The sequence below is a fragment of the Lactobacillus helsingborgensis genome, assembly GCF_000970855.1.
Classification (GTDB): Bacteria; Bacillota; Bacilli; order Lactobacillales; family Lactobacillaceae; genus Lactobacillus; species Lactobacillus helsingborgensis.
In genome coordinates this window covers 572234-596907 of sequence record NZ_KQ034046.1, presented here as the reverse complement: position 1 = coordinate 596907, position 24674 = coordinate 572234, and the positions used below count along the sequence as shown (strand labels likewise).

General features: G+C 37.2%; 26 protein-coding genes and 1 pseudogene. 8 read left to right on the top strand and 19 right to left on the bottom strand.

Translation table 11 applies throughout. The features are described 5' to 3' along the window. Together JF73_RS02920 and JF73_RS02915 are read right to left on the bottom strand one after the other, a co-directional pair. Complete coding sequence (locus tag JF73_RS02920; protein WP_046326905.1) at positions 1-381, bottom strand: PTS glucitol/sorbitol transporter subunit IIA; 381 nt, start codon at positions 379-381, stop codon at positions 1-3. Positions 382-461: 80 nt separating this feature from the next. Then, positions 462-3218, bottom strand: coding sequence for a cation-translocating P-type ATPase (locus JF73_RS02915; RefSeq protein WP_046326904.1), 2757 nt, complete (start codon positions 3216-3218; stop codon positions 462-464). 170 nt (positions 3219-3388) lie between these two features. On the opposite strand from JF73_RS02915, the gene JF73_RS02910 reads away from it, so the two are divergent. Further along, positions 3389-4420, top strand: a complete 1032-nt coding sequence (locus tag JF73_RS02910; protein ID WP_046326903.1) for a lactonase family protein — start codon at positions 3389-3391, stop codon at positions 4418-4420. Between the two features lie 47 nt (positions 4421-4467). On the opposite strand, the gene JF73_RS02905 is transcribed toward JF73_RS02910, so the two are convergent. The 3 genes from JF73_RS02905 to yjbM are packed head-to-tail and all read right to left on the bottom strand — an operon-like array spanning position 4468 to position 6783. Next, a complete protein-coding gene (locus JF73_RS02905; RefSeq protein WP_046326902.1) occupies positions 4468-5361 on the bottom strand; it encodes an RluA family pseudouridine synthase in 894 nt (297 codons plus the stop codon). Next, positions 5348-6154, bottom strand: coding sequence for an NAD kinase (locus JF73_RS02900; protein WP_046326901.1), 807 nt, complete (start codon positions 6152-6154; stop codon positions 5348-5350). The genes JF73_RS02905 and JF73_RS02900 overlap by 14 nt, the downstream gene beginning before the upstream one ends. Next, positions 6154-6783 carry a GTP diphosphokinase gene (yjbM, locus tag JF73_RS02895; RefSeq protein ID WP_038521832.1) on the bottom strand — a complete coding sequence of 210 codons (630 nt, stop codon included), beginning with the start codon at positions 6781-6783 and terminating at the stop codon, positions 6154-6156. The genes JF73_RS02900 and yjbM overlap by 1 nt, the downstream gene beginning before the upstream one ends. A gap of 364 nt (positions 6784-7147) precedes the next feature. Between yjbM and JF73_RS02890 the strand changes: the two genes are divergently transcribed. Together JF73_RS02890 and JF73_RS02885 are read left to right on the top strand one after the other, a co-directional pair. Next, complete coding sequence (locus JF73_RS02890; protein WP_046326900.1) at positions 7148-7774, top strand: CYTH domain-containing protein; 627 nt, start codon at positions 7148-7150, stop codon at positions 7772-7774. 77 nt (positions 7775-7851) lie between these two features. Then, positions 7852-8472 carry a DsbA family protein gene (locus JF73_RS02885; protein ID WP_046326899.1) on the top strand — a complete coding sequence of 207 codons (621 nt, stop codon included), beginning with the start codon at positions 7852-7854 and terminating at the stop codon, positions 8470-8472. On the opposite strand, the gene JF73_RS02880 is transcribed toward JF73_RS02885, so the two are convergent. From JF73_RS02880 to ykzS, 6 genes are all read right to left on the bottom strand, one after another. Continuing rightward, entirely contained in the window at positions 8458-9297 is an 840-nt protein-coding gene (locus JF73_RS02880; protein ID WP_046326898.1) for a competence protein CoiA, read from the bottom strand. The genes JF73_RS02885 and JF73_RS02880 overlap by 15 nt on opposite strands. Positions 9298-9371: 74 nt before the next feature. Further along, positions 9372-10079: an adaptor protein MecA gene (locus JF73_RS02875; protein ID WP_046326897.1), complete on the bottom strand. Its 708-nt coding sequence runs from the start codon at positions 10077-10079 to the stop codon at positions 9372-9374. 107 nt (positions 10080-10186) lie between these two features. Continuing rightward, positions 10187-10585, bottom strand: a complete 399-nt coding sequence (spxA, locus tag JF73_RS02870; RefSeq protein WP_038521818.1) for a transcriptional regulator SpxA — start codon at positions 10583-10585, stop codon at positions 10187-10189. 204 nt (positions 10586-10789) lie between these two features. Continuing rightward, complete coding sequence (gene ptsP / locus JF73_RS02865) at positions 10790-12523, bottom strand: phosphoenolpyruvate--protein phosphotransferase (RefSeq protein WP_046326896.1); 1734 nt, start codon at positions 12521-12523, stop codon at positions 10790-10792. Next, the gene (locus JF73_RS02860) at positions 12523-12789 is read right to left on the bottom strand and encodes a phosphocarrier protein HPr (RefSeq protein WP_034977366.1); all 267 of its coding nucleotides are present in this window, start codon (positions 12787-12789) and stop codon (positions 12523-12525) included. The genes ptsP and JF73_RS02860 overlap by 1 nt, the downstream gene beginning before the upstream one ends. Positions 12790-12902: 113 nt before the next feature. After that, a complete protein-coding gene (gene ykzS / locus JF73_RS02855) occupies positions 12903-13085 on the bottom strand; it encodes a protein YkzS (RefSeq protein WP_038521808.1) in 183 nt (60 codons plus the stop codon). 174 nt (positions 13086-13259) lie between these two features. Between ykzS and JF73_RS02850 the strand changes: the two genes are divergently transcribed. The 3 genes from JF73_RS02850 to JF73_RS02840 all read left to right on the top strand — a co-directional run bounded on the left by JF73_RS02850 (position 13260) and on the right by JF73_RS02840 (position 16295). Further along, the gene (locus JF73_RS02850; protein WP_038521805.1) at positions 13260-15461 is read left to right on the top strand and encodes an ATP-dependent Clp protease ATP-binding subunit; all 2202 of its coding nucleotides are present in this window, start codon (positions 13260-13262) and stop codon (positions 15459-15461) included. A 128-nt stretch (positions 15462-15589) separates the two neighbouring features. Beyond that, positions 15590-15871: a DUF1827 family protein gene (locus JF73_RS02845; protein ID WP_046326895.1), complete on the top strand. Its 282-nt coding sequence runs from the start codon at positions 15590-15592 to the stop codon at positions 15869-15871. 64 nt (positions 15872-15935) lie between these two features. Then, positions 15936-16295: a transposase gene (locus JF73_RS02840; RefSeq protein WP_052727767.1), complete on the top strand. Its 360-nt coding sequence runs from the start codon at positions 15936-15938 to the stop codon at positions 16293-16295. A gap of 213 nt (positions 16296-16508) precedes the next feature. Here the strand turns inward: JF73_RS02840 and JF73_RS09500 are convergent, their stop codons facing one another. From JF73_RS09500 to JF73_RS02820, 4 genes are all read right to left on the bottom strand, one after another. Further along, positions 16509-17735, bottom strand: a complete 1227-nt coding sequence (locus JF73_RS09500) for an MFS transporter (protein ID WP_084608679.1) — start codon at positions 17733-17735, stop codon at positions 16509-16511. Positions 17736-17838: 103 nt separating this feature from the next. Beyond that, entirely contained in the window at positions 17839-18684 is an 846-nt protein-coding gene (locus JF73_RS02830) for a helix-turn-helix domain-containing protein (protein WP_046326893.1), read from the bottom strand. Between the two features lie 168 nt (positions 18685-18852). Then, entirely contained in the window at positions 18853-19203 is a 351-nt protein-coding gene (locus JF73_RS02825; protein WP_143435072.1) for a hypothetical protein, read from the bottom strand. 122 nt (positions 19204-19325) lie between these two features. Then, the gene (locus JF73_RS02820; protein WP_046326891.1) at positions 19326-19670 is read right to left on the bottom strand and encodes a hypothetical protein; all 345 of its coding nucleotides are present in this window, start codon (positions 19668-19670) and stop codon (positions 19326-19328) included. A 379-nt stretch (positions 19671-20049) separates the two neighbouring features. On the opposite strand from JF73_RS02820, the pseudogene JF73_RS09310 reads away from it, so the two are divergent. Continuing rightward, positions 20050-20283 (top strand): annotated as a pseudogene (locus tag JF73_RS09310) (IS3 family transposase); the annotation flags it as partial. A gap of 49 nt (positions 20284-20332) precedes the next feature. Here JF73_RS09310 and JF73_RS02810 read toward each other — a convergent pair. Then, entirely contained in the window at positions 20333-21904 is a 1572-nt protein-coding gene (locus tag JF73_RS02810) for a peptide chain release factor 3 (RefSeq protein ID WP_046326889.1), read from the bottom strand. Continuing rightward, entirely contained in the window at positions 21904-22776 is an 873-nt protein-coding gene (locus JF73_RS02805; protein ID WP_046326888.1) for a hemolysin family protein, read from the bottom strand. Before JF73_RS02805 ends, JF73_RS02810 begins: the two co-directional genes overlap by 1 nt. 99 nt (positions 22777-22875) lie before the next feature. On the opposite strand from JF73_RS02805, the gene JF73_RS02800 reads away from it, so the two are divergent. Further along, positions 22876-23337, top strand: a complete 462-nt coding sequence (locus JF73_RS02800) for a hypothetical protein (protein WP_046326887.1) — start codon at positions 22876-22878, stop codon at positions 23335-23337. Between the two features lie 3 nt (positions 23338-23340). Here JF73_RS02800 and JF73_RS02795 read toward each other — a convergent pair whose 3' ends face one another. Together JF73_RS02795 and recX are read right to left on the bottom strand one after the other, a co-directional pair. Beyond that, positions 23341-23820: a hypothetical protein gene (locus JF73_RS02795; RefSeq protein WP_046326886.1), complete on the bottom strand. Its 480-nt coding sequence runs from the start codon at positions 23818-23820 to the stop codon at positions 23341-23343. Positions 23821-23828: 8 nt separating this feature from the next. Continuing rightward, a complete protein-coding gene (recX, locus tag JF73_RS02790; protein ID WP_046326885.1) occupies positions 23829-24644 on the bottom strand; it encodes a recombination regulator RecX in 816 nt (271 codons plus the stop codon). Positions 24645-24674: the final 30 nt, after the last annotated feature.

The following is a 24674-nucleotide window of genomic DNA, read 5'->3' as shown; positions in this document are numbered from 1 at the left end:
TCAAATGTGTTCATATACAATATCATCGCCAATTTTAAATTCAGGCATTGTCTGCTTATCCTCTATTGTGAAATATACGGCATTTGCTAAAGGATTTTTAGACTTTTTCTGATTAAAAAATAATGTGACATGACCCAAAGCGCGCATATCACTGGTAACCATGGCACCGACAAAATCGGCCACATAGGTTTGACCATCAATTGTAATTGTGTCGCCTTTTTTCATAATAAAACTAGCTAAAGGGGTTTGAGGATCAAATTTTTGAATAACGGAAACGTCTACCAGTTCTGGAGTAACATTTTCGCCAAATAAAATCACCATATTACCCTTAGGTTCAATAGCTTGTTTACCAATTTTTGTAATAGTTGCTGTCCACTTCATTTTTTGCTCTCCTTAAGCTCTAATTTTAGCATAACAAAAACCGCTTAACTAATATATAAGCGGTTTTCTTTGTGACTTCTTTATTTTTGATGATATAAAAGCCATTTCTTTATTTCATCAATTATGACCAGCGGTACTGGTAAACAAAATAGGAATATCCAGTCAACAGGTAATAATCTAGTGGTATTAAATAACTGTTGCAGCCCTGGAGTAACCGTTAATAAAAAGAATAAAAGAATTTCGAAAAGGATCCCAAACCAAATACTCTTATTACTAAACAAGCCTTTTTTGAAAAGTGAAACCTTGTTTGTTCTACAGTTCAATACGTTAGCGATTTGCGTAAAAATGATTGCCCCTAATACCATAGTAGTAGCACGCATGTAAACTTGGCCGCTAGCGGCTAACGGATTTTGTGGCCATCCATTTTGAAAATTGACGAAGAAATAAGCTCCGACTGAAATCGCGCTGGAAATCAAACCATACCATAAAAATGCCTTGATAATGACGCTTCTATTAAGCAAGTGTTCGTTGCGCTGCCGCGGTGCTTGTTTCATAACATCGGGATCAACTGCTTCTTCTCCTAATCCCAATGCTGGAAGCATATCCGTTCCTAAATCGACTGTTAGAATCTGCATAACAGTCATTGGCAGTGGTATTGCACCTCCTGAAAACAGGAACAAGATTGAAGGAAAGGCCTCAGGTACATTTGAAGTTAAAATATAGGTCAAAAATTTGCGAATATTACTATAAACGGCTCTACCTTCTTCGATTGCGGCTACAATCGAAGCAAAGTTATCATCTGTTAGGATAATATTGGCCGCATCTTTAGCAACATCAGTACCCGACAAACCCATTGCAATACCAATATCCGCTTGTTTTAATGCAGGAGCATCATTAACTCCGTCACCGGTAGACGCGACGATTTCGCCATTCTCCTGCAATGTTTTAACAACTTTGTATTTTTGTTCAGGTGCAACTCTGGCAAAAATAACTTCGCCTTTTAAGGCCTCACGTAAATCAGCATCGCTCATAGACTCTAGTTCGTCACCAGAAATAACCCGAGCTTTATCAGAAGTTAGACCAATCTGCACCGCAACAGATTTTGCAGTTAATTTCGAATCACCCGTAACCATAATGATTTTGATTTTTGCTTCATGGCAACGTTTGACTGCATTGTATATCTCTGGACGTGGTGGGTCGCTCATAGTGGTAAGTCCAACAAACACTAGGTGCTGTTCAGCTGACTCGATGGTTAACTTAGTGACATCGGTATCTACTTTGTCAACAATTCTATAAGCCATCGCCATACTTCTTAATCCTTTAGCAGCATATTCAGCATTATATTGTTGAGCACGTTTCTTATCATCACGGGTCATTTCCCGAATTTTACCGTCAACCTGAACTTGATCACATTGTTTGATCACATCACTGAATGAGCCTTTAGTAAAAATAATATATTGGTGATCATTCCAGCGATGAATAGTAGACATCCGCTTTCTGTTAGAATCAAACGGTAACTCACGTAAGCGGGGGTATTTGACCAAAACCTTTTGCCGATCAAAGCCGGCTTTTTCAGCCATGATAATTAAAGAGGCCTCGGTAGGCGTTCCCAAGATCTTGGGCTTTCCACCCCTTACTTTACTTGGCTGAACAGCAGTATCATTATCTAAAGATGCAATTTGTACCAGTTTATGTAAATCTGGGTTTTCTTCGTACCAAAGCTGTTTATCGTTTAGTTCAATTTGCCCGTTATTCACATAACCATTACCAGTAACTCTATACTCATTTTTAAGAGTCCACAAATAGTGGATAGTCATTTGGTTTTGAGTTAAAGTTCCAGTTTTATCAGAACAAATAACCGTAGTTTCTCCCAGAGTTTCAACAGAGTTTAATTCCTTAACTATGGCATGCTTTTTAGCCATGCGCTTAACCCCTTGAGCCAAACTTAAAGTAACAGTTGGCAATAATCCTTCTGGGATAAACGCAACAATCATCCCTAAAGCAAAAATAAATGCTTTAGCAAACGGATATTTAACAAAGAAAATGGCAGCGATCAAAAAGACGATACCAATCGAAACAGCAATCAAGGATAACTGTTTAGTTAAGCGGTTGAGTTCCTGAGTCAAAGGACTATCTACCTTATTCTGCTTTTGTGTTAACTGAGCAATTTTACCAAATTCAGTATTCATTCCCGTGGCAAAAGCAATTGCACGTGCTGTCCCAGACCCAACAGTTGTACCGGAGTAGACCAAGTCGGTCTCCGCATAGCTGCCTTCTCCAGGAGCATAATCCGTTGTCTTAGATTCTGGAACAGATTCACCATTTAAAGCACTTTGATCTACCTGCATGGAATTAGCAGTGATTAGTCTGGCATCAGCTGGAATAGCATTACCAGCTTGTAGAATGAAAACATCACCCGGAACTAATTCCTTAGCATCAATCTGTATTTTTTTGCCGTCACGTATGGCCTGAACATAGGTCGGTAACATATTATTCAAAGCATCTGTGGCTCTCTTAGCTGCTCTCTCCTGCCAGAAACTAAAGAGACCGTTAATAATATTAACCAGCCAGATTGCAATTCCCAGCTCTATTGTTCCGCTAAACATAGCAACTAAACCAGAAATCCATAATAAAATTGCCATCATACTGATGAAATTTTTAAAAAATGCTTTCCATTCTGATTCTTCTTGCGACTTTTTAATTTCGTTACGACCGTATTTTTCTAATCTTGCGGTTGCTTCTGCAGAGGTCAGACCTGCAGAAGATGAGTGAAGATTAGTATAAACTTCAGAAATATCATTCTTGGCATAAAGCTCCCGAATTTTATTTTCATCCATTTTCGACATACCTCTTAAATTCATATTTTTTTGTTGATAGTAACTAATATAACTGACAACATACTTTAACACTTTTTATATATGTTGAGCTGTTCAAAATTTTTACAATTGCATGTCATGCTATACTAATTATTGGAACAATTATAAATTAAATTGGAGGCTTTTCAAACATGAAATTATTAATTGGCGGGTATACCAAAAAAAAGGCCACAGGAATCTATGAATTGCCGCTTAAAAAAGCAGATGGCCTGGAAATGCAAATAGGGCCTGCTAAAGAAGTAATTAAGGTTGGTGGACCAACTTATTTCGTACAAGATGACAAATTCATCTTTACTATTAACAATGCTGGGGATAAAGGCGGTATTAGTTCATTTGAATTAGTCAATGGTCAATATACGCAAAAAGATTCATACTTGACCCCTGGTTCATCACCAGCTTATATCGGGATCAACAGAAACAAAAAGCTGCTTTATACAGCAAATTATCACACTGCTGTCCTGGCCGTCTTTTCTTACGATCAGGATGGTAGTTTGACCTTTTTAGATTCAGTAACACACACAGCTGACACACTTGGTCCTTGTCCAGAACAAGCAGATGGCCCTCACCCGCACTTTTTTGACGAAACCCCTCAAGGCAACTTAGTGAGTTGTGATTTAGGCAATGACTGTGTTGATTTTTATAGTTTCAATAACAACAAACTAAAACACTTGGCTAAATATCAAAATGAGCCGGGATTTGGGACCCGTCATATCGTTTTTAGCCCTGATGGTGGTTACTTTTACGTTGTGGGAGAGCTTTCAAGCAAGATCAATTTGGTAGCAATTGATGAAACTAACTGGCATTTTAAAAATATTGCCACCTATTCAACAATCCCCGATGATTTTTCTGATCATAACGGTTCAGCAGCAATTAAAATTAGCCGAGATGGCAAATTTATTTATACTTCGAATCGGGGTCACGATACTATTACGGTTTTCGCCGTTAATGCTGATCACACCTTACAATTACGGCAAAGGATTTCAACCTTTGGAGAATTTCCGCGTGACTTTAACTGGGATGAGGGCGAGAAATACGTGGTAGCTACTAATCAAAATACAGATAATGCTACTTTATATACTCGTGACGCAGAAAACGGCTGTCTCACCCCTATCCAAAAAGATATTTTTGTCCCTGAGGGTACACGCGTACTTTTCAGTGAATAATTTGATAAAACAAAAAGTTGTCTCTATATAGAGGCAACTTTTTTTTACTAACATTTTTTAAAACTCTGCCACAATTTCATCATATCCGATGCATCTGCGATCGCAATTTGTACTTTTTTGGCAGGATTAAAAGGATCAGGAAATTCTAAATAAAAGCAGCTTAGTGCCTGGCGGCTAAAATCATCTTCTATACCGTAAAAGGGGTCGCCAAAAAGAGGATGACCAATATATTGCATGTGTAGACGAATCTGATGCGTCCGCCCGGTAAATAACCGTAATTCAACTAAACTGGCACCAGGTCGTTGTGCAATAACCTGATAAGCGGTTTTGGCTCTCTTACCTTCAGGGTCAATACAGCGCACTATTGCAGTTCCCTTCCGCCCAATTGGCTGATCAATTATGCCAGCAAGTTCATTTTGAGTAAAATTACCGTGAACTATTGCATGATATTTTTTGACAAAGTCTGTTTTAGGAATTTGACTAAAACGTGAATGGGCAATAGCATTTTTACCAATTAGAACTAAACCTGACGTATCGCGATCAAGGCGAGTAACAACATGCGGTTTGACACCACGCTCATTTTTTTGAGCAAAATAGCCTAAAACCTGATTAACAACTGCATTATCATCATAGCGTGAGGGTATGGATAAAATACCAGCCGGTTTATTAACCACTAAATAATTATCAGTTTCTTTAACAATATCCACTGGTTTTTGTGAAGGGACCAGCCAGGGATTATCCTTTTCTTTGCCCGGCACGAAAATAACTTCATCACCTGTATGTAAAAGATAATTTGTATATCTTCTTTTGTGATTGACCAGCAATAAACCGCCAGCGTTTTTGGCATTATTGACAGCTCTTTTTGAAAAACCATTTTTCAATAAAAAAGCCCCTAATTTTTTGGGGGCTTTATCTTGTACCAAAACTTTAAATACTGTCATCTTCATCTCCAATAAAGGCACTCTGAACCCGTGACCAAAAATGAGTATGTCCAAAACGATCAAAATGTATTTCTTTGCTAGAAATACGATAATCAATTCTCTTAGCATTACGGACATTGATGCGGCGCCCATCTATAGTCATGACAAAATGATCAGCCTTGGGCACTACTGTAATCCACTGCTCTGGCGCAAGTACAATGGGTGAAGATAGCGTTCTAAAAATACGATTATTGATAGAAGCTATTTCAGCCATTTGCAGCGCTTTTAACCGAGGATGGATCACCGCCCCGCCAATTGACTTGTTATAGCCGGTTGACCCAGTCGGCGTGGAAATACATAGACCATCACCCCGAAAATTTTCGAACAGCTGGTTATCTATATAAACCTTGGCTTCAAGTGTATGGGATATCCGTTTGACTGCAGATTCATTTAATGCCAAAAAGTGCTTTTTTTCGCCAGCTTCAGTCAGTAAATTTACATCAAGCAAAGGATAAGCGGCCGATTCTGGTTCTCGTAAAAACAGTGCATCCACCATCTTATCAACATCAGGGCCTTGCCAGTCAGTATAAAAACCGAGATGACCAGTATGAATGCCAATAAAACGAATTGAGCTTATTTGATTTTCATAACGATGAAAAGCATTAATTAGGGTCCCATCACCGCCAACAGTAATAACCACATCAGGGTATTTGGCATCAAAAACTACCCCTTTTTTCGTTTCTAATAATTTCCGCAAATGCGCTACCACTTTTAAAGTTTCTTGATTAGTGTTATGGGCAATTGTAATTCTCATTATTTTTCCTTACCCTTGTTTTTGGTAAAAACCTTCTGAGCCTCTTGCACTTCATCTTTAATTAAAGACATTTCTTCATCAAGTTTATAGGCTGTTTCTGCAGTGGATTTTAGCCTTTGGGAAATATCTTTGGGGTAAGAGCCTTGGTACTTATAATTTAAAGTATGCTCGACAGTTGCCCAAAAATTCATTGCCAAAGTTCTAATTTGTATTTCTGCCAACAATTTTTTTGATCCAGTAGGTAAATAGACAGTATATGAAATCACCATATGGTAAGAACGATAACCAGAAGGCTTAGCATTTTGAACATAATCTCGTTCTTCAATCACTTCCATATCATCCCGCTCATGGATTAAGTCTACTACTTTATATATATCATCTACAAATTGACAAACTATTCGTATCCCTGCTATATCCTGCATGTCAGTCTCAATCACATCCGGACTGATAACACGCCTTTGCATTTTTTCTTTAATTGAATCAACAGTTTTAACTCTGCCGACCACAAATTCGATCGGTGAATGTTCCCCTTGAGTCAAAAAACTTTGTCTCAAAGAACGAAACTTCACCTTTAATTCTCGCACGGCCTCATCATAAGGCCATAAAAAATTATCCCAATCAAAATTCATAGAAATAATTCCTTTCTCAACAGCATATCCATTTTAACATAAAATATATGATAGCAATTTCATAGGATTACCTTGTTTAAGCATTCTTGCCCTTTTTGAGCTATACACAACCCTCAAACTTCTTTAGCCATAGGATTTATTCCTTGCACAATCAACCTTTTAAGATTATGATAAATTTATTAATTTTAGCAAATATGTACTCTTATAGCATTTCTATCAGAAATCTTATTAGAATAATAATTTGCTGAATACCTACTCGATTTATTTATTTTTTTCAGAGTTAAATTTTGAATTTTTGTAGTGAAGTGTACAAAATACTTTATAGACACTTTTTATATTTATAAAAAGAATGGAGTAAGTACTAATGGCAGAAAATACCGAGATAGAAGCAAAAATACTTTTACCACAAGAAATTTTCCAAAAGCTGTGTAGTGATTTTACAGTAAAAGAAAGTTTTAACCAAGAAAATTATTACTTTGATACCAACAATAGATTACTCAAAAAAAGTAGAATCAGTTGTCGTATTCGTATTTTCTCTGATCGGGCTGAACAAACGCTCAAAGTGCCTCATCAAAATCCGTTGCAAAACAAATTTCATGAAGCGATTGAAATAAATGATAAGCTTTCGCTAAAAGAAGCCCAAGATTATGTTCAAAATGGTCTTAACAATCAGCACATTACCTTTAAATACAGCGCTGGTAAATATCTAAACCAGCACTTTGACCATAATCTGCAACTAGACTTGCAAACCTATAGTAAAACGCACCGCATACTTGCAAATGGTCCTGAAAATTGTGAACTGACCTTTGATGACAGTACCTATCCCGATGGCTATGAAGATTTTGAACTTGAAATAGAAAATACTAACCCTCAAACAATTAGCGTAGTTTTGGATAAGCTAAAGAAAAAATATGGTTTTACTCAAACCAAAAGCAATACCAATCGAGCAAAAATTGCACGCGCTTACATTCATCGTGTTAAAATAGGATAGAGAAGGTATGTTTTTTGTTCAAAGGATAGGTATTTGATAGAGTTGTACATAATAATCAGTTTTGGAGGAGCCTGATCATGTTTGAGATTTTTCTCTTTGTGAATCCTGTTGGCATTTATTGCTACAACACAGAGACATTAATTAAAGATGCAATTGATGAACTCAATATTAATTCTTCTTACCATTTTGTTCCCGTAATAAATGCTAAAGTTATTAAAGAAGACATCATTAGAAGAAAAAAAGCTGGTCAAAGAATTACTGATATACCGCAATATACCATTGCGTCTTTTCAGGCACTACGTCATTATCATGCAATTAAACTTGAATACGGTAACAAAAAGGCACGCGCTTATTTAGTTGCTTTGCAAAGAGCAATGAGCGAAGACTTTAATAAATACTCTGCAGATTTGCCCAGACAAGTTGCTAGTGATCTTAACTTAAATTTTAATCGCATAAATGATCGCAGGATTGCTCACTATATTGACGATTCAATTTTCCAAGACAAAAAATTAGTTCGTAAATTTAATGTGAGAAATATTCCGACTACAATTATTTTCAATGAAAGTGGTAATTACAGTGGGATCATGCTGGAAGGAATATTAGCTCATGATAAACTAGTTAAGCTTTTTAAAAGCAACGGCTGTATCAATGAAGAAGAAAAAAATTACTATCCTATTAGACACTTACGTTTGATTTAAATACTTAGTGACATTATCACAAGTGTTAACAGCGCGAAAATTTTGAAAAACCCAGGACGGCAAATCTTCAATGGTTTGCCGCTTTTTGTATAATTTTTCTGCTATTTGCATGCCTTTTAAACTTTTTTGCGCAAGTTGTAATTGCAGGTACTCTTTTTGCTTTTGAGCATTCACCTGATATTTTTGTAAATTTGGCTGAAAGTGCCATAAATTTCTTAATCCAACTGGATTTAAATTAAAAACCTGTATTTGATAATGAAGTTTATTCGTAACGGGTTCTAGTAACACGTTATATTTAAGGCGCAATATTTCTTGCTGCGGATTAATTTCCAAATAATAATCTCGCCATGCTTGATTATTGCGAAAAAAAATAAGTTGCGACTTTTTTAAATTTTGTTCCAAATAGTGCCTCTTACCTACAATCCAAATATCTTTTATGCCTAAATTCCAGTAAAGTGAGTGGCGGTGACGAAATTCTGATTTATTAAGAGGAGCACATTGAATTTCAAAAGCGAGTTTTGGGCTGGCCAAAATATCAGCACGCAATTGACCATTTGCTAAACTAGTTTCCATTTGTGCATCAAAATGCGTTTTTCTAAGAGCTGTATAAAGCAGTTCTTTACTTAGAGCATGTTCTTTATTTTCCCCAGACATATTAGTCACTTGAGCAAGATGCTTAAAATAAGACCGCTCTTTTTTGATTATCAACTGCACTTCTCTTTGACAATGCGGGCAAAAATATTTTTGACTTAAATTTTTATTTTGCTGCTTTTGCGCTTCATCAACAGCTAATACTAAGACATTATTCAACAGAGCTGCGTACATTTTTATCACCTAAAAATAAGTACGCAAAAAGGCAAGAATTAATTCTTGCCCTTCTATCTAATTAAAAATATTTGCTATTTAATTTTGCTAAAATAATGGCGCAAGCAACCTAAAGCATCATGTGCAACTATCTGTTTACCATTGATACGTACGCGAGCCATTTCATTTGCTTTAACCTTAATACCATATTCATTTGCAATCGCCCATGCGTCTGCAGGTTTGATTTCTGCATAATCAGTATCAGTAAAGGTCAGTTCAAGGTAAAATTTTCCTCGTTCAAAGTAAAGACTGGATTCTAAATCAGCAGCTAACAGACTATCAGCCAGTTCCACTACTTGATTAAGATCGTTGAAACAATATCCCTGTTTCTTCTGTAACTTCCAAAATTCCTTCTTACCCTTAGGAGTAGAAGAAGTATCTTCTTCACTATTTCCTTCGTCTTCATTTTCCAGATCAAGAAAAGATCTCCGTGAATCTTGATTGTTCTTCCCATTATTAGCGGTATCATTATCAAATAATTGGGCTAAATTATTCCGATCTTTATCTGTTACTTTGGTGATAAGTAAATCAAGTCCACCGTTATTAGGCATTACTTGAAAAGTAACCGGCGCATCCTGACTAAATGAGTGATCAGTATCTATTTCGTCCAAAATCGAATAAAAGAAATGTTGAATTTTATTTTTATCGCCCAGTAAATCTAAAACTTTAAGTCCACGATTAGCCAGTTCTTTTTTACCTATTCTCACGCGAATTGTGTTGTCGTTAATATGATCTACTTGCATGAGTTCTCACCTCCATCAGGTTCTTTGTTCTATTGTAGCGTACTTTCCCAATAAAATAAAAGCGTTAGTTTAAAAACTAACGCTTTTATTTTAAACTTTCATGAATTTTATAGATCTGCAATTTTTTGCATTTCTTCAAGTTCAAGACGACGGACTTTTCTAGGTAAAAAGCGTCTGATCTCGTCTTCGTTATAGCCAACTTGTAGTCGACGGTCATCCATAATTATTGGACGTCTTAAAAGACTTGGATTCTTTTCAACCAAGTCAAGTAGTTGATCGATTGACAAGTCATCAAGATTTACTTTTAATTGTTGAAATGCTCTTGAACGCGTAGAAATAATTTCTTCAGTACCATTTTCGGTCATACGTAAAATTTGTAAAAGCTCTTCTTTAGTTAAAGGCTCAGAAAAAATATTTCTTTCCTTAAAAGGAATGTCATGTTTTTTTAGCCAAGCCTTTGCTTTACGGCATGATGTACAGCTCGGAGATATATATAAATTGACCATATATTTCACGCTCCTTCAGAATTAGTCTTCTAAATTATTATAGCATACTACTTCTTTTTTGTAAGTAGATTTTCCATAACTAACTATAATTTTATGGTAATTTTTAAAAGTGAATATTCTATGACTTTTTTACCAAGAAAGATTAAAGAAATTAAAAAAGGACACATTAAATTTTTATGAATGTATCCTTTTTTTAATCAATATTTATCTGTCCACTTTTTTCATTAAGTCACTAACTAACTGCTCATTTTCTTCAGCAGTTTCTGAAACGTAACAAGCTTTATTAGCTAATTCCTTAATATCATTAGTGTTCAACTTCTTCATTAAACTTCTAATGCGCAAAATTGAAGTAGCACTCATTGAATATTCGTCTAATCCCATTGAAAGCAGGATTGGGAACATTGTGCTGTCTCCAGCTGCTTCACCACACATGCCACACCAAATGCCATTTTCATGAGCTGCATCAATTGTGTGCTTAATTAAGCGTAAAACTGATGGGTTGGCTGGTTGGTAAAGATAAGAAACATTATCATTGCCACGGTCGGCAGCCATTGTGTATTGGATCAAGTCATTAGTACCGATTGAGAAGAAATCAACTTCTTTAGCAAGTTGATCAGCTAAAACAGCAGCGGCAGGAACTTCAATCATCATTCCAACTTCTAAGTCAGAACTCATTTTAACGCCTTTAGCTGCTAATTTTTCTTGCTCCTCTGCCAAAATTGCTTTAGCCTTGCGTAATTCGCCTAAAGTACCAATCATTGGGAACATAATTCCCAACTTACCATAAGCTGATGCGCGCAAAAGAGCTCTTAGTTGTGTACGGAAGATTTCTTCATTTTGAAGTGAAAGTCTAATAGCACGCACACCCAAGAATGGGTTCATTTCATCTGGCAAATCCCAGTAGTCAAGATGCTTATCGCCACCAATATCCATGGTTCTGATAATAACTTGTTTACCGTGCATTCCTTCAATAACTTCCTTGTAGGCTTCAAATTGTTCGTCTTCGGTCGGGAAGTCTTTTGAATCCATATACAAGAACTCAGTTCTGTATAATCCAACGGCTTCAGCACCATTATCGTTTACACCCTGCATATCATTTGGTGTACCAATATTAGCAGCAATTGTGAACTTCTTGCCATCAGCTGTGACAGAAGGTTCATTCTTTAATTTTTCCCATTCAGCCTTTTGCTTTAAGAAATCAGCACTCTTTTGCTTATAATCAGCGATTTGACTATCAGTTGGATCTACAATCACGTCACCATTAAGACCGTTAACTGCAACAGTCTCACCATTTTGAACATCTTTGGTAATAGAATCTGTACCGACAACTGCTGGCAATTCCAAAGAACGTGCCATAATTGCTGAGTGCGCAGTTCTACCACCAATGTCTGTAACAAAGCCCTTAACGTATTTCTTATTTAATTGAGCCGTATCACTAGGGGTTAAGTCGTGAGCAACCACTACAACTTCATGGTCAATAGAAGCTGGATTTGGTAATTCTTTACCCAGTAAGTGAGCCATGATTCTCTTAGAAACATCGCGCACATCAGCTGCACGCTGCTGCATGTATTCGTTATCAGTCATGCCTTCAAAAATTGTAATGAATTTTTGCGCAGTTTCATCAAGAGCAGCTTCACTATTAACCTTCTGCTCCTTAATTTCATTTTCAATTGCACCCGTAAACTCAGGATCATTTAGAATCATTAAGTGAGCTTCAAAGACTTGAGCTTCATCTTCACCTAAACTCTTCTTCGCACTATCGCGAATTTTTTCAACTTCAGCAGTAGAAACTGAAATTGCTTCTTTATAACGAGCTAATTCACTATCAACATCACTAACTGTGGCTTTGGTGAATGAAAGATCTGGTTCAACCAAGAGATAAGCTGGTGCTACAGCAATGCCATCACTTGCAGCAATTCCTTTTAATGTCTTGGTCATTATTCAGCCAAACCCTCTTTTTTCATTGTTTCAGAAATAGCATTGATTGCATCTTTTTCATCATCACCATCAGCACTGATAGTAACATCAGCATTCTTACCAACACCAAGTGACATAACACCCATGATTGACTTTAAGTTAACTGATTTACCATTGTATTCCAAGTTGATATCTGAACCAAACTTAGAAGCAGCTTGTACTAGCAATGTAGCTGGACGAGCATGAATACCTGTTTCTGCAACAACATGAAAATCGCGTTTTTCCATTATATATATCTCCTTTGAATTCAAAAAATCAAACCGGTAGTAAATACCTATTCGCCTACTTAGACTATCATTTTTTTGTGAATTAGACAACATAAATGTAACAGTTTACATCATTAAACTTCAGTCTTGGTTTGCGAATAAATTATTTTACCGCCCCTCAAAGCCTTTCCGGTTATATTTTGCCTTTTGCCAAAAGACCTTAATGCAGCTTGAAATTCAAAAGCATTTTGCGGGTCAACTTCATAATGATCAAGTTCCCCATTTGCCAACTGCTCTAAAATTTTTTGATAATCCATTTTACCACCGCTTTTTTTAAACCGATATCATTACAGCAATTTTTTTGATTTTGCCTAGAATTATTTTATCATATTTAAGCTACTTACAAATAATAAGAAATAAGTTTTAGCACTTGATTATTGCGAGTGCTAATTATATAATTTAGTAAATTGATATGAAAGGCGGTAATATAATTGCTTTGTCAAAACTGTCAAAAACGACCAGCCTCCATTCACCTTTTTGCAGAAGTTAATGGACAGCGTCGAGAAATTAATTTATGTGGACAATGTTATCAACAACTTAAACAACAAGGAAATATTAATATGAACAATGACAATAACGGCTTCTTCGGCGATCTCAGCGATTTCTTCAACTATAATGGCAACGCTGGTAACCCGGGGGATCCTAGAATGAGTACTGGTGGTCCGGGCAACGCTAACGGCAATAATGGTGCTGGCGGTGGTCGGTCACTGCTTGATCAGTACGGAACAGATCTAACCGCTCTAGCAAGAAAAGGCAAAATCGATCCAGTAATTGGCCGTGATAAAGAAATTGCGCGCGTGATAGAAATTCTGAACCGCAGAACTAAAAACAACCCAGTCTTAATTGGTGAAGCCGGTGTCGGTAAAACAGCTGTAGTCGAAGGCTTGGCCCAACAAATTGTCGATGGCTCGGTACCTGCCAAGCTGCAAGATAAAAGAATCATATCACTAAATGTAGTTTCTTTAGTTCAAGGTACAGGTATTCGTGGTCAATTTGAACAGCGTATGCAGCAACTACTTAAAGAAGTACAAGGCCATGATGATATTATTCTCTTTATTGATGAGATTCATGAAATCGTTGGTGCAGGCAATGCCGAAGGCGGAATGGATGCCGGCAACATCATTAAACCTGCCCTCGCTCGTGGTGACTTACAACTTGTTGGCGCTACCACTTTAAAAGAATATCGCGAAATTGAAAAAGATTCTGCTTTAGCCAGACGTTTCCAACCTGTTGATGTCAAAGAACCGTCAGTAGCTGAAACCATCCGTATTTTAAAGGGTATTCAAAAGCGTTACGAAGATTATCATCACGTTCACTATACCGATGATGCGATCAAAGCTGCTGCAGAATTGTCTGAGCGTTACATTCAAGACCGGTTTTTACCTGATAAAGCCATTGACTTACTCGATGAAGCTGGTTCACGAATGAATTTAACCATTCCTTATGTTGATAAAGAAAAAATGAAGGAACGGATTGAAGCAGCGCAAAAATTAAAGCAGGAATCATTAAAGAATGAAGACTACGAAAAGGCCGCATATTACCGCGACCAAATTGAAAAATATAATAAAATGAAGGATCAAAAAGTTGATCCAGATAAATCTCCGGTAATCACCAGTAAGATTATGAACAAGATTGTCGAAGAAAAGACTGGTATCCCTGTTGGCGATTTGCAAAAGCAGGAAGAAAATCAGTTACAAAACTTGGCACCAAATCTTAAAGCGCATGTTATCGGTCAAGACAAAGCCGTTGACAAGTTGGCGCGGGCAATTCGCCGGAATCGGATCGGTTTTAACAAATCTGGTAGACCAATCGGCTCCTTCCTCTTTGTAGGACCAACGGGAGTTGGTAAAACCGAACTTGCCAAACAACTGGCTAAACAAATGTTTGGTTCAGAAAATGCTTTAATTCGGTTTGATATGTCTGAATACATGGAGTCATACTCTGTTTCTAAATTGATCGGTTCTGCTCCGGGTTATGTTGGTTATGAAGAAGCTGGACAACTTACTGAACGAGTACGTCGTCACCCATACAGCCTAATACTGCTTGACGAAATCGAAAAAGCTGATCCTGCTGTTATGAATTTGTTCTTACAAATACTTGATGACGGTCGTTTAACTGATTCACAGGGAAGAACGGTTTCATTTAAGGATACTATTATCATCATGACTTCTAACGCGGGTCAGGGTATTAAAAATACCAGTGTCGGCTTTACTGCTGAAAATGCTAATGATAAGCCTGATTCAGCAAGAAGTTCAATGAGCCAGTTCTTTAAGCCGGAATTTCTCAACCGTCTGGATGATGTAATCGAATTTAATGAATTAACTAAGGAAGACTTAGTAAAAATTGTCAATTTGATGTTAACAGAAGTCAACGATATGGTTAAAAACCAAGGTTTACAGATTACTGTTAGTGATGAAGCAAAGAACAAGTTAGTCGAAGAAGGCTATAACCCTGCTATGGGTGCAAGACCTCTTAGGAGAACTATTCAAGAAGAAATTGAAGACAAAGTGGCAGACTATAAACTGGATCATCCTGCAGCTAAGCGCTTATTAGCTAGCGTAGCTGATGGCAAAATTGTGATTAGTAATGATGAAAATATCGGTGATACCGAGGTTAACACCGAAAATAATTAGTTAAATTAATTTTTCACTAAGCATGATTATTGCAAATTATGATAATCATGCTTTTTTTAAAAGAAAAAAGTTATGATTAGTTGTATACTAAAATAAAAAAGAGCTACTAGAAGAAACGGGTGAAATCCATGCATTTGATAGATGTAACCAATAGTTATCGGGACCTTGTTCATAGTCAACTAAATACTACTAATGTAAATTATGTTAAAGTATATTCTCTAGGCAATACTTCTGTTATATACACCGAAAGTGATAAAGCTATCGGGATTGTCTTGGAAAACCACAATCGACGCGTCCGTAAAGATGAAACAGAATTTGTAATTGAGCGATTAGTTAAACAAAAAAATCCTTCCTATGTTTTAACTTTTGACAAAAGTCAACATGTGATTGAAATTCATATTGATAAATAAAAAAACTGGCATGATGCCAGTTGATATGACCCTCCAATTTAGGACAAATTTGGGGGTTATTTTTATGACTAAATTATCTAAACAAGATAAAATTCAAATCTATCATCTTTGGCATGATTATCAAATCGGCCCCGCGGTGCTAAGTCAGCGTTATCATGTTGGCAGGTCTAATATTGGTTACTTGTTGGCTTTAATTGACCGTCACGGTCTAGCCGTTTTAGATCAACCTTTCACTGCTTATACAAGTAATTTTAAAAAGCAGGCTGTCAAGCGAATCATAGTTAACCATGAGTCCCTTTATCACGTAGCACTAGATTTAGGTTTAAAAAGCCGTGGCATCCACCAGTCCATACCGCGCAAAGGCAACGGACTGATAGTAGGCTTTCTTTGGCACCTTAAAGTGGAATATGTTCTACGGCTTTGAACAGCCCTTCAAGAACTTACCTTCACCGGAACAAGCAAGCTAAAAGGACTAACCCCGATTTAATATCGGAAGTTAGTCCTTAACCAGAAATTATTAAACTACTTTAATTTCAAGGGGCATATCTATTTTTAGTCTGAATGCTCAATCAAAACATCGCCAAACTATAGCAACATAATCTGATGAATAATCATGTTAATGCCATGCGGATTCTTTTTACTTATTGGCCTTGTGCCTGACCACGCCGAGGTAGTAGACCGCCGCGAGCAGCAGCGTAACGCCGTAAATGTACTGCGTGCTGATTGCGCCCAGCCGGTCAACTACCAGTCCGCCTGCCATCGTCCCGAGCGGGATCATGACGGACAGGATGCTGTCGTTGATGGTCTCGATGCGCCCCAGCACCGCAGACGAGAAGCTGACCTGCACCAAGGCCTCAAAGTCCGTGTTCATCATGGTGAGCCACAAAGAGGAGATGGCCGAGTTCAACAGGATGAGCAGGACGCTCAGGCCCGCCGTCAGCGGAACCAGGAGGCGGAAGACACCAGCACCCACAAAGCAAATTGCGATGAACAATTCCATGCTCTTCTTCCCCAGCTTGAAGTGCTGCACCAGGAAGGCACCGGCGATGCCGCCCAGAGACGAGGCCAGCAGCAGGCCGCCGTAGCCGATTGCCGAGTCATGAACATAGCTCTGCCCAAAATACGGCAGGCCCACGTCGAAAATGCCGTAGAAGAAGTTGACGACGCACAGTGGCAGGATCAGCTCCAGGATGTTCTTTTCATCCTTCAGCGTCTGCCAACCGACGTGCAGGTCCTTCCAGTAGGAGCCGGTGAAGTACTCCTCGCTCTCCAAGACGTCCTTGGCCAGGGCGTTAATCTGCAGGCGCCCGTAGGTCAGCAGGGCCAGCGCAAAAACCACGCCGGAGATGACCACGGTCATGCTGATTGACGTTGTCGCAATCAGAAAGGTGGCAAAACCGTCCAGAACTAAGTCCAAAACGCCGTAGGTCACCTGGAACAGACCGTTGAAGTGGAGCATGTCCTTTTCCGCGACAAACAGCGGCAGCAGTTTGGTTTCGGCCGGGTAAATAATGGTTGAAAGAACCGTGGAGGCCGTGTAAAGAATTAAGACCACGGCGTCAACCCCGATGCCACTTTGGCCCAGCTGCAACACCCCCACCACCGCGGCGCTGATTGCGGCCTGGATGATGGTGGAATAGTTCAGCAGCTTCTTCATTGAGATGCGGTCAATCAGGGGGCCCAGGCCGAACGAGATCATGTCAATCCCGGAAGTAACGGTCAACAGGACCGCTACCATGAAAGGTGAGTGCCCGGTCTCCTTGAAGTACCAGAGCACCGCCATGTAGAACAGGCTGTCGGCGATGTTGGTCGTGACTCGGCCAACTAGCAGCTTATAAACGTTTGCATATTTTTTACATAACATAATACACTTTTTTAATTATAATCCTTTTCTTATTTTTAATAATACTCATAACCGGTTGGCCATAAATCAATAATAAACATCCATTTTTAAATAAACAAAAATTTCACAGTGGCCAATTTTTAACCATTAATGTACACCCCATATCAAGCAGATTCTCTTTAATCTGCTTAGCACGAGTTAAATTACCAGAAAACAATGCCGAATAATATTTAGCTGATATTATATAAATGATAAAATGAGTGGTTGACTCTAAGCTTTGAAGATAATTTATAGCATTCACTACATTAGCTCCAATTATCCCTATTTTTCCATTCAATCCTATTGTTTGAGAATATTTCCAATGTAAATAGTTAACACAAATGATGGCAAATCTTTCTTTCATAATTTCTGAGATGTTTTTAGATCGTGATATTTTATTAAAGAAAAAGACCATCTTTTTTTCAACAAATTCAATTGGTAAAATTTCAAAAGATGTAGCAAATAAAAGTAAAGCTTGAATATTAAAAATCCAGTTACTATCTTTATTTAAATCATCTATAATGGATTTCTTAAACTTATTATCTAAATCATCTGTAGTTTTTGTCAAAAAAGCAACAGCTATCTGTACTCTTTTTTTAAAATGAATACTAACATTAGCCTTTTTAATCTGCTCGAATGTTGTAACTGCTGCTACAATATCATGATTATTAAATGCAAGTCCAAATTGAGAGGATAATTTTTGTTCTAACCTATTGGAGGGAGGCATGTAAGTATCAGATACTTTATCAAAGAAATAAGATAAGTCTATATTGTGTTTTAGTAGTAATTTTATTAATAAATCACTGCTTATTCTTCTAGTACCATGGATCACACGTGAATATGTACCAGTTGTAATAATGCCAGCAGCCATTTCTTTTCCAGTTAGTCCAAGCTCTTTCTGCATTTCTTTCAAGGCTTCACCAATTGTCATAACTAATCTACCTTTTATGGTTATTCTTCATCAAGCTCTATTTTATGTTGATAGCTATTTAACCAGTTCCTTTCTCTAGGAAAGAAAGGAAATCTACTACTAGGATCAGCAATAGTTGTCTTTTCTAATAGAGTCCTTATCGTTTCCTACAATTAATAGCTTATGCCACTAATGCTTCTTTACTGTTTCTTTTATCATTTCATTTGGCGTATGCAGGCCTATACTTACTTCTTCTGGTTTATCTAATATGTTTGGAAAGGTTAAAATACCCGTAGCAACTATTAAATACTTACAAATAATAGTTTTGTTACCACAATTTACATAAAACAATCCATCTTCATTTTTATCAATCTTGCTAACGCAATGATTTTCTAAAAAATCAAATTTTAACAAAGTATTTATAAATGCGCCTAGTGTAGAACAATCACCATATACTTTATTTTCTTGATGAATAAGAATGCTAGTTACACAAAAATTGTATTTTGTGGCTATCTTTTCTAAAACTTTAAGTTGATCCAATGAAAATCCAAAGTGAGAAAAATATTGTTCTTTTAAATATAAATTCTCAGGCGCACGAACTCGTATACCTATCTTCAAGTTTAGTCGGAAATTATTACTTTCTAAGAAATCTTGTAATTGTACTAATGAATTAAAATAAAAACAGAATTTTTATTTAAATCGAATTTATCATATTCAAATCCGGTAGCCGAAACAATTTTATTATTAAACCGAGCTATTTTTTTATATTCTTGTACAGAGGAAACACTAAAGCCGGCCACAAATCTTGATAAAAGCGAAATTACTTTTGAGTTATAACAAGCTTTTATAGAATAAAGTAATTTTGTCTCATTAGTTTTTACTTCCGATAATTGTTTTAACGCTTCATCTATATTAAATCTAATAGCATCTTTTAAATAAATAACTGACGGTGTATCAATTTTTTCACTATTTTTTATACCTTTTATTATTATATCGTTAATTTTCATAGCTTTGCCTTTATCTATTTAGCGTTATTCTTTAATTTAAATTTTAGCATAAACTCATATTAAGCTTGCCTATTTTTCCTATAGGAAACTAAAATTTTTGTCCTGACATCGGTCCATGCGCAGATACCGTGGGGGCGTCTGGGCATCTGCGCTTAACTCCTTCCATGTTCAGATAATACGCGCTAACAAAATAATAAAATGGTAAATTGTAAGATGAAGTTGAACACTTGCCCTGATTAGAAAACAAAAAAGTCCATTGGACTTCTTTGATAGAATGTAATTAACCACAAAATTCTAGAAAGAAGTTACCAATGAACTCCCTTAATCTACCATATCTAGTCACCAAAAGGGCCAGTTTCAAGCATGGCTCAAAAATCATGGCATTAGCCAATCAATGTCACGCAAGGGCAACTCGCTTGATGATGGGTTAATGGAAGGCTTCTGCGGGATACTTAAACGAGAAATGTTTTATGGTTTCGAAAAGCAGTTTAAGAATCTCACTGAACTGGAAGATGCGATTAGAGACTACATTGAGTATTACAATCAGAAAAGAATCAAGATTAAACTAAAAGGACTAACTCCGATTGAATATCGGAAGTTAGTCCTCGGTTAGCAGCTAATATAAAGTGTCCTAATTTTAGGGTTCACATCAAGTTTTTTATTTAGAGCTTTTCTGTTAATTTCACGTCAGGATACTTATCCCGGAAGAAGCGCTCAGCAAATTGGTTTTCAAATAAGAATAATGGTTGACCGTAGCGGTCTTTGACCAAAAGGTTACGGCTATTAGCCATAGCGGGATCAAGCTGATCAGGATCAATCCAACGTGCAACTCTGTGACCAATATTTGTCATCTCCACATCGGAATTATATTCATTCTTCATCCTAAATTTAAAAACTTCAAATTGCAGTTGTCCTACAGCACCTAAGATATATTCATCAGTCTGATAATTTTGGTATAACTGAATGGCTCCTTCTTGAACCAGTTGCACCATTCCCTTATGAAACGACTTCTGCTTCATCACATTTTTGGCAGTGACTCTGACGAATAACTCCGGTGTAAATTCCGGTAGCGGTGGGTAAACAATCTTGCGCTTACCGGCATAAATACTATCACCAATTTGAAAATTACCCGTATCATATAATCCGACAATATCACCTGCCACGGCATCCGAAACCTGCATTCTTTCACTTGACATGAATTCAGTTGCATTGTTCAAGCGAATCGGTTTACCCGTACGAGCCAAAGTAACATCTAGTCCCTTTTTAAATTCACCGCTGCCAATACGGACAAATGCAATACGGTCACGGTGATGAGGGTTCATATTAGCTTGAATTTTAAAGACAAAACCGGAGAAATCTTGATCATCTGGCGCTAAATTTTCGTTATCATTAACTTCATGGCTGGCAGGTGAAGGTGCAAGCTTGACAAAGCTCTTTAAAAATGTTTCAACTCCAAAATTAGTTAAGGCAGATCCAAAAAATACTGGAGTTTGATCTCCTTTAACAATTTTAGCAAGATCAAACTGGTTACCAGCTTCTTTAATTAATTCGATTTCTCCCAGAGTATCCTGAAACTGCGGATTTTGACTAAATGGTTCACTAGCAGGTAACTTACCCTCTTTATTAAGTGCTAAAAAGCGGTCAGGTCCATCTTTGTGGTACATTTCAATTTGGTTGTTGGCAATATCATACAAGCCTTCCAACGTTTGGCCAGAACCAATCGGCCAATTCATGGCTACGCCTTCGATACCTAACAGGTCCTCAAGTTCCGCAATCAAATCAAGTGGCGGTCTGCCGTCACGATCTAGCTTATTCATGAAAGTAAAGATCGGAATTCCTCTTTGCTTAACCACCTTAAATAATTTTTTGGTTTGCGGTTCAATACCTTTAGCCGAATCAATGACCATAACCGCGGAATCGACCGCCATTAAGGTTCGATAAGTATCTTCGGAAAAATCTTCGTGCCCGGGAGTATCGAGAATATTAATTCTTTTTCCCTGATACTCAAACTGCATAACTGAACTGGTAACGGAAATACCACGTTGCTTTTCGATTTCCATCCAATCACTAGTCGCATAGTGACCAGTTTTACGAGCTTTAACAGTTCCTGCACTACGAATTACGCCACCAAAAAGAAGCATTTGCTCCGTTATCGTAGTTTTCCCTGCATCCGGGTGCGATATAATAGCAAATGTTCTTCTTTTTTTAACCTTATCTAATAGTTCATTACTCATTAAGTATTTTGTTCTTCTTTCTTCTTCGGTTTTTCCTCAGGTATAGTTAATAAAACAGTCATTAGTCTTGAACGCATCATCCTTCTAGTTGTCAAAACCATGCCGTTATCCAATTTAACCGCTAATTTTTCTCCTTTGGCTGGAATTATGCCTAATTTGGTAATCATATAACCTGCAATGGTATCTACATTTTCCATTTCCAGATCAGTACCAAATTCTTCATTAAATTCATCAAGAGGCATTTTACCATAAATGACATACTTATTTGGGGCAATCTGGTGTACCAAAACTTCGGTTTGGTCTACTTCGTCATCAATATTACCGACTATTTCTTCAATAATATCTTCTATTGTAGCAATACCAACCACACCACCATACTCATCCGTCAAAATAGCCAATTGTTGCTGCGTCTGCTGCATTTCAAACAACAAATCACTAAGTTCAGTTGTCTCTGGAGCAAAGAGGGGTGGATTCATAACGTCATCATAAGTAATTTTGTCAAAGCCCTTCTCCCAAGCTTTACGCAAAACCGTCCGAATATGAATGATGCCTACTATTTTATCCTTATCGTGTTGATAAACCGGTATTCTGGAATATGGTTCACGCAGTATTTCCTTAAGATGATCCTGCAAACTCTCCTGGCAATCAACCATAAAAGCATCAATTCGCGGAACCATTACTTCACGTACCATCCGTCCCTGAAAATCCAAAACTGCATTTAACATTGAAAATTCGTTATCATTGATTTTTTTCTGCTGATGTAAATCTTCAATTTCTGAAATTAAATGTTCTCTTGTTTCTTCATCATTTGTAGGGGAAAATTTATTTCTGAAACGCTCAAATAAATTCCCCTTCTCAGGGTCGCTAGTCATTTTTTTGCTCTCTTTCTTAAAATAACGTATTAAATATCAACATTATATCATGTACACAAACAATATGTTAGAATAGCACGTAAGAAATGAGGTTTTACCATGAAAAAAAGTCATGTCATACTTGTTTTTACGTTCCTACTTTTAATTCCTTATTTATGTAGTTTAACTATTATTGGCATTGGCTACGATGCTCTTGTTTTGCATTCAGCCGATCTTTTCCGCACTACCATTGGCGCTATAGTCGGAGCTTTAATAATGTTTGCCATCAAAGCTACAATTCAAAGACCAGTTGACTTGTTAGCCGTTGAAATAGATGATGGCTTGTTAAAACAATTATTACGCTTTTTCAGTATTAGACGGCGCTATTTTCTACAAGTTGCCAATGTAATCTTAGATTTTATTCTTTGTTTTGCAGCCACTTTTGTCGTGCGTGAATTTTTAACCCTAGATCAAATAGTGGGTAAATCTGTGGGAATTGTGATGCTGGTAATGCTTTTATCAACTTGTCTGGGCGCTTATGTTGAGTATGACAACCTGTCAATTGATCCTAAACAACACTAACTGTTAAAGATCGTCTTCAAGATATAGTTCTTGGGTCAGTTTTTTTGTCTTTAAATCTAAATTTTGCAAAACATAAGGGGTTAAACTATCGCCGGGATTTTGATAAATTTTAATTCCTGTATCTGCCACAGTAGCTAAAAATTGTGAAATTACTATATTTAAGGGTTGACTAAAAAAAGAAATATTCTGATTATCCTTTTCCTCAACTGCTACTTGGGTTTCAGGCAGCACAAATTTCATTAATCCTCGCGGAACCCCAATCTCGTTTGGCGCAATTACCCCGTACCAGTACATAAAATTTTCAGGACCAAAAACCACCAAACTACTGCGAGTATTATTTAAATTATTCTGGGCAATAAAATTCAGAAAAGTCTGGTCTTGTTCCATTGCCATATTTGATTCGGTGAAAGTTTTCTGTTCATCCATTAATTGGTCCGGAAAAGGGCGTCCAACAAAAGTTACTTTTTTTTGCAGTTTTTTCATAAAATCTCCTAATATTCATCTAATTCAGCTAAGGGAACAATCTCACCAGCTAGAAAAGCATCAATTTCGCTAGTGGTAAAGCCGTGAGTAAATAAATAGTTGCGTATTTTGTTTTGTTTCTGGCCTTCAGGCAAACGACAAAACCGTTTATACGCCTTTATCCCCTGCTTTTTTAATGCTTCTATTTGATCTTCGTCATTTTGCGATAAATTAATTTGAGCAATTATTTCACTGGCAAGAGCACTAGAAAAGCCATGACTTAATAACTTGGCTGTCATTTTACGTTCAAGCTCGCGCCTGGAAAATTTCCCCACTTTACTTTTCATAGATTTAAGGACCTTCTCACCCGGCTTAAACCAGTCATCATCAGCTATTTCAGCTAAAGTATTGTCAATTATTTCCGGAGCAATGCCCTTCTGCCTCAACTTATTACTGATACTAATTGGTCCATCAGTACCAATGCGCAAATTTTGTCTAACCAATAATTGGGCGTACTTGGCGTCGTCCAAAAAGCCCATTTCTGTTAGCTGACTGACTGCTGCTTGCGCCGATTCATTGTCAATGTCGTGTTTATTAAGGTATTGTAAAACCTCAAAAACCGTTCTGGGTTCATAACTTAAATAATTGGTCGCAATATTAGTTGCCTTTGCCCCGGCATCAAACTGTTTAATTGCCACAATTTGTTCTTCAGTTAATTCCTGACCCTTCAAGAGCATAAACTCAGCCACTGTTTGTTCACTGGCAGAAAAAGAGTATGTGCCATCTAAAAAGATGTTGTAGCGTCCAGGTCTTTTTTGACTGCTAACTTTAGTAATAATTGGCATAATAATTTACCTTTCTACTCATCAACTCCA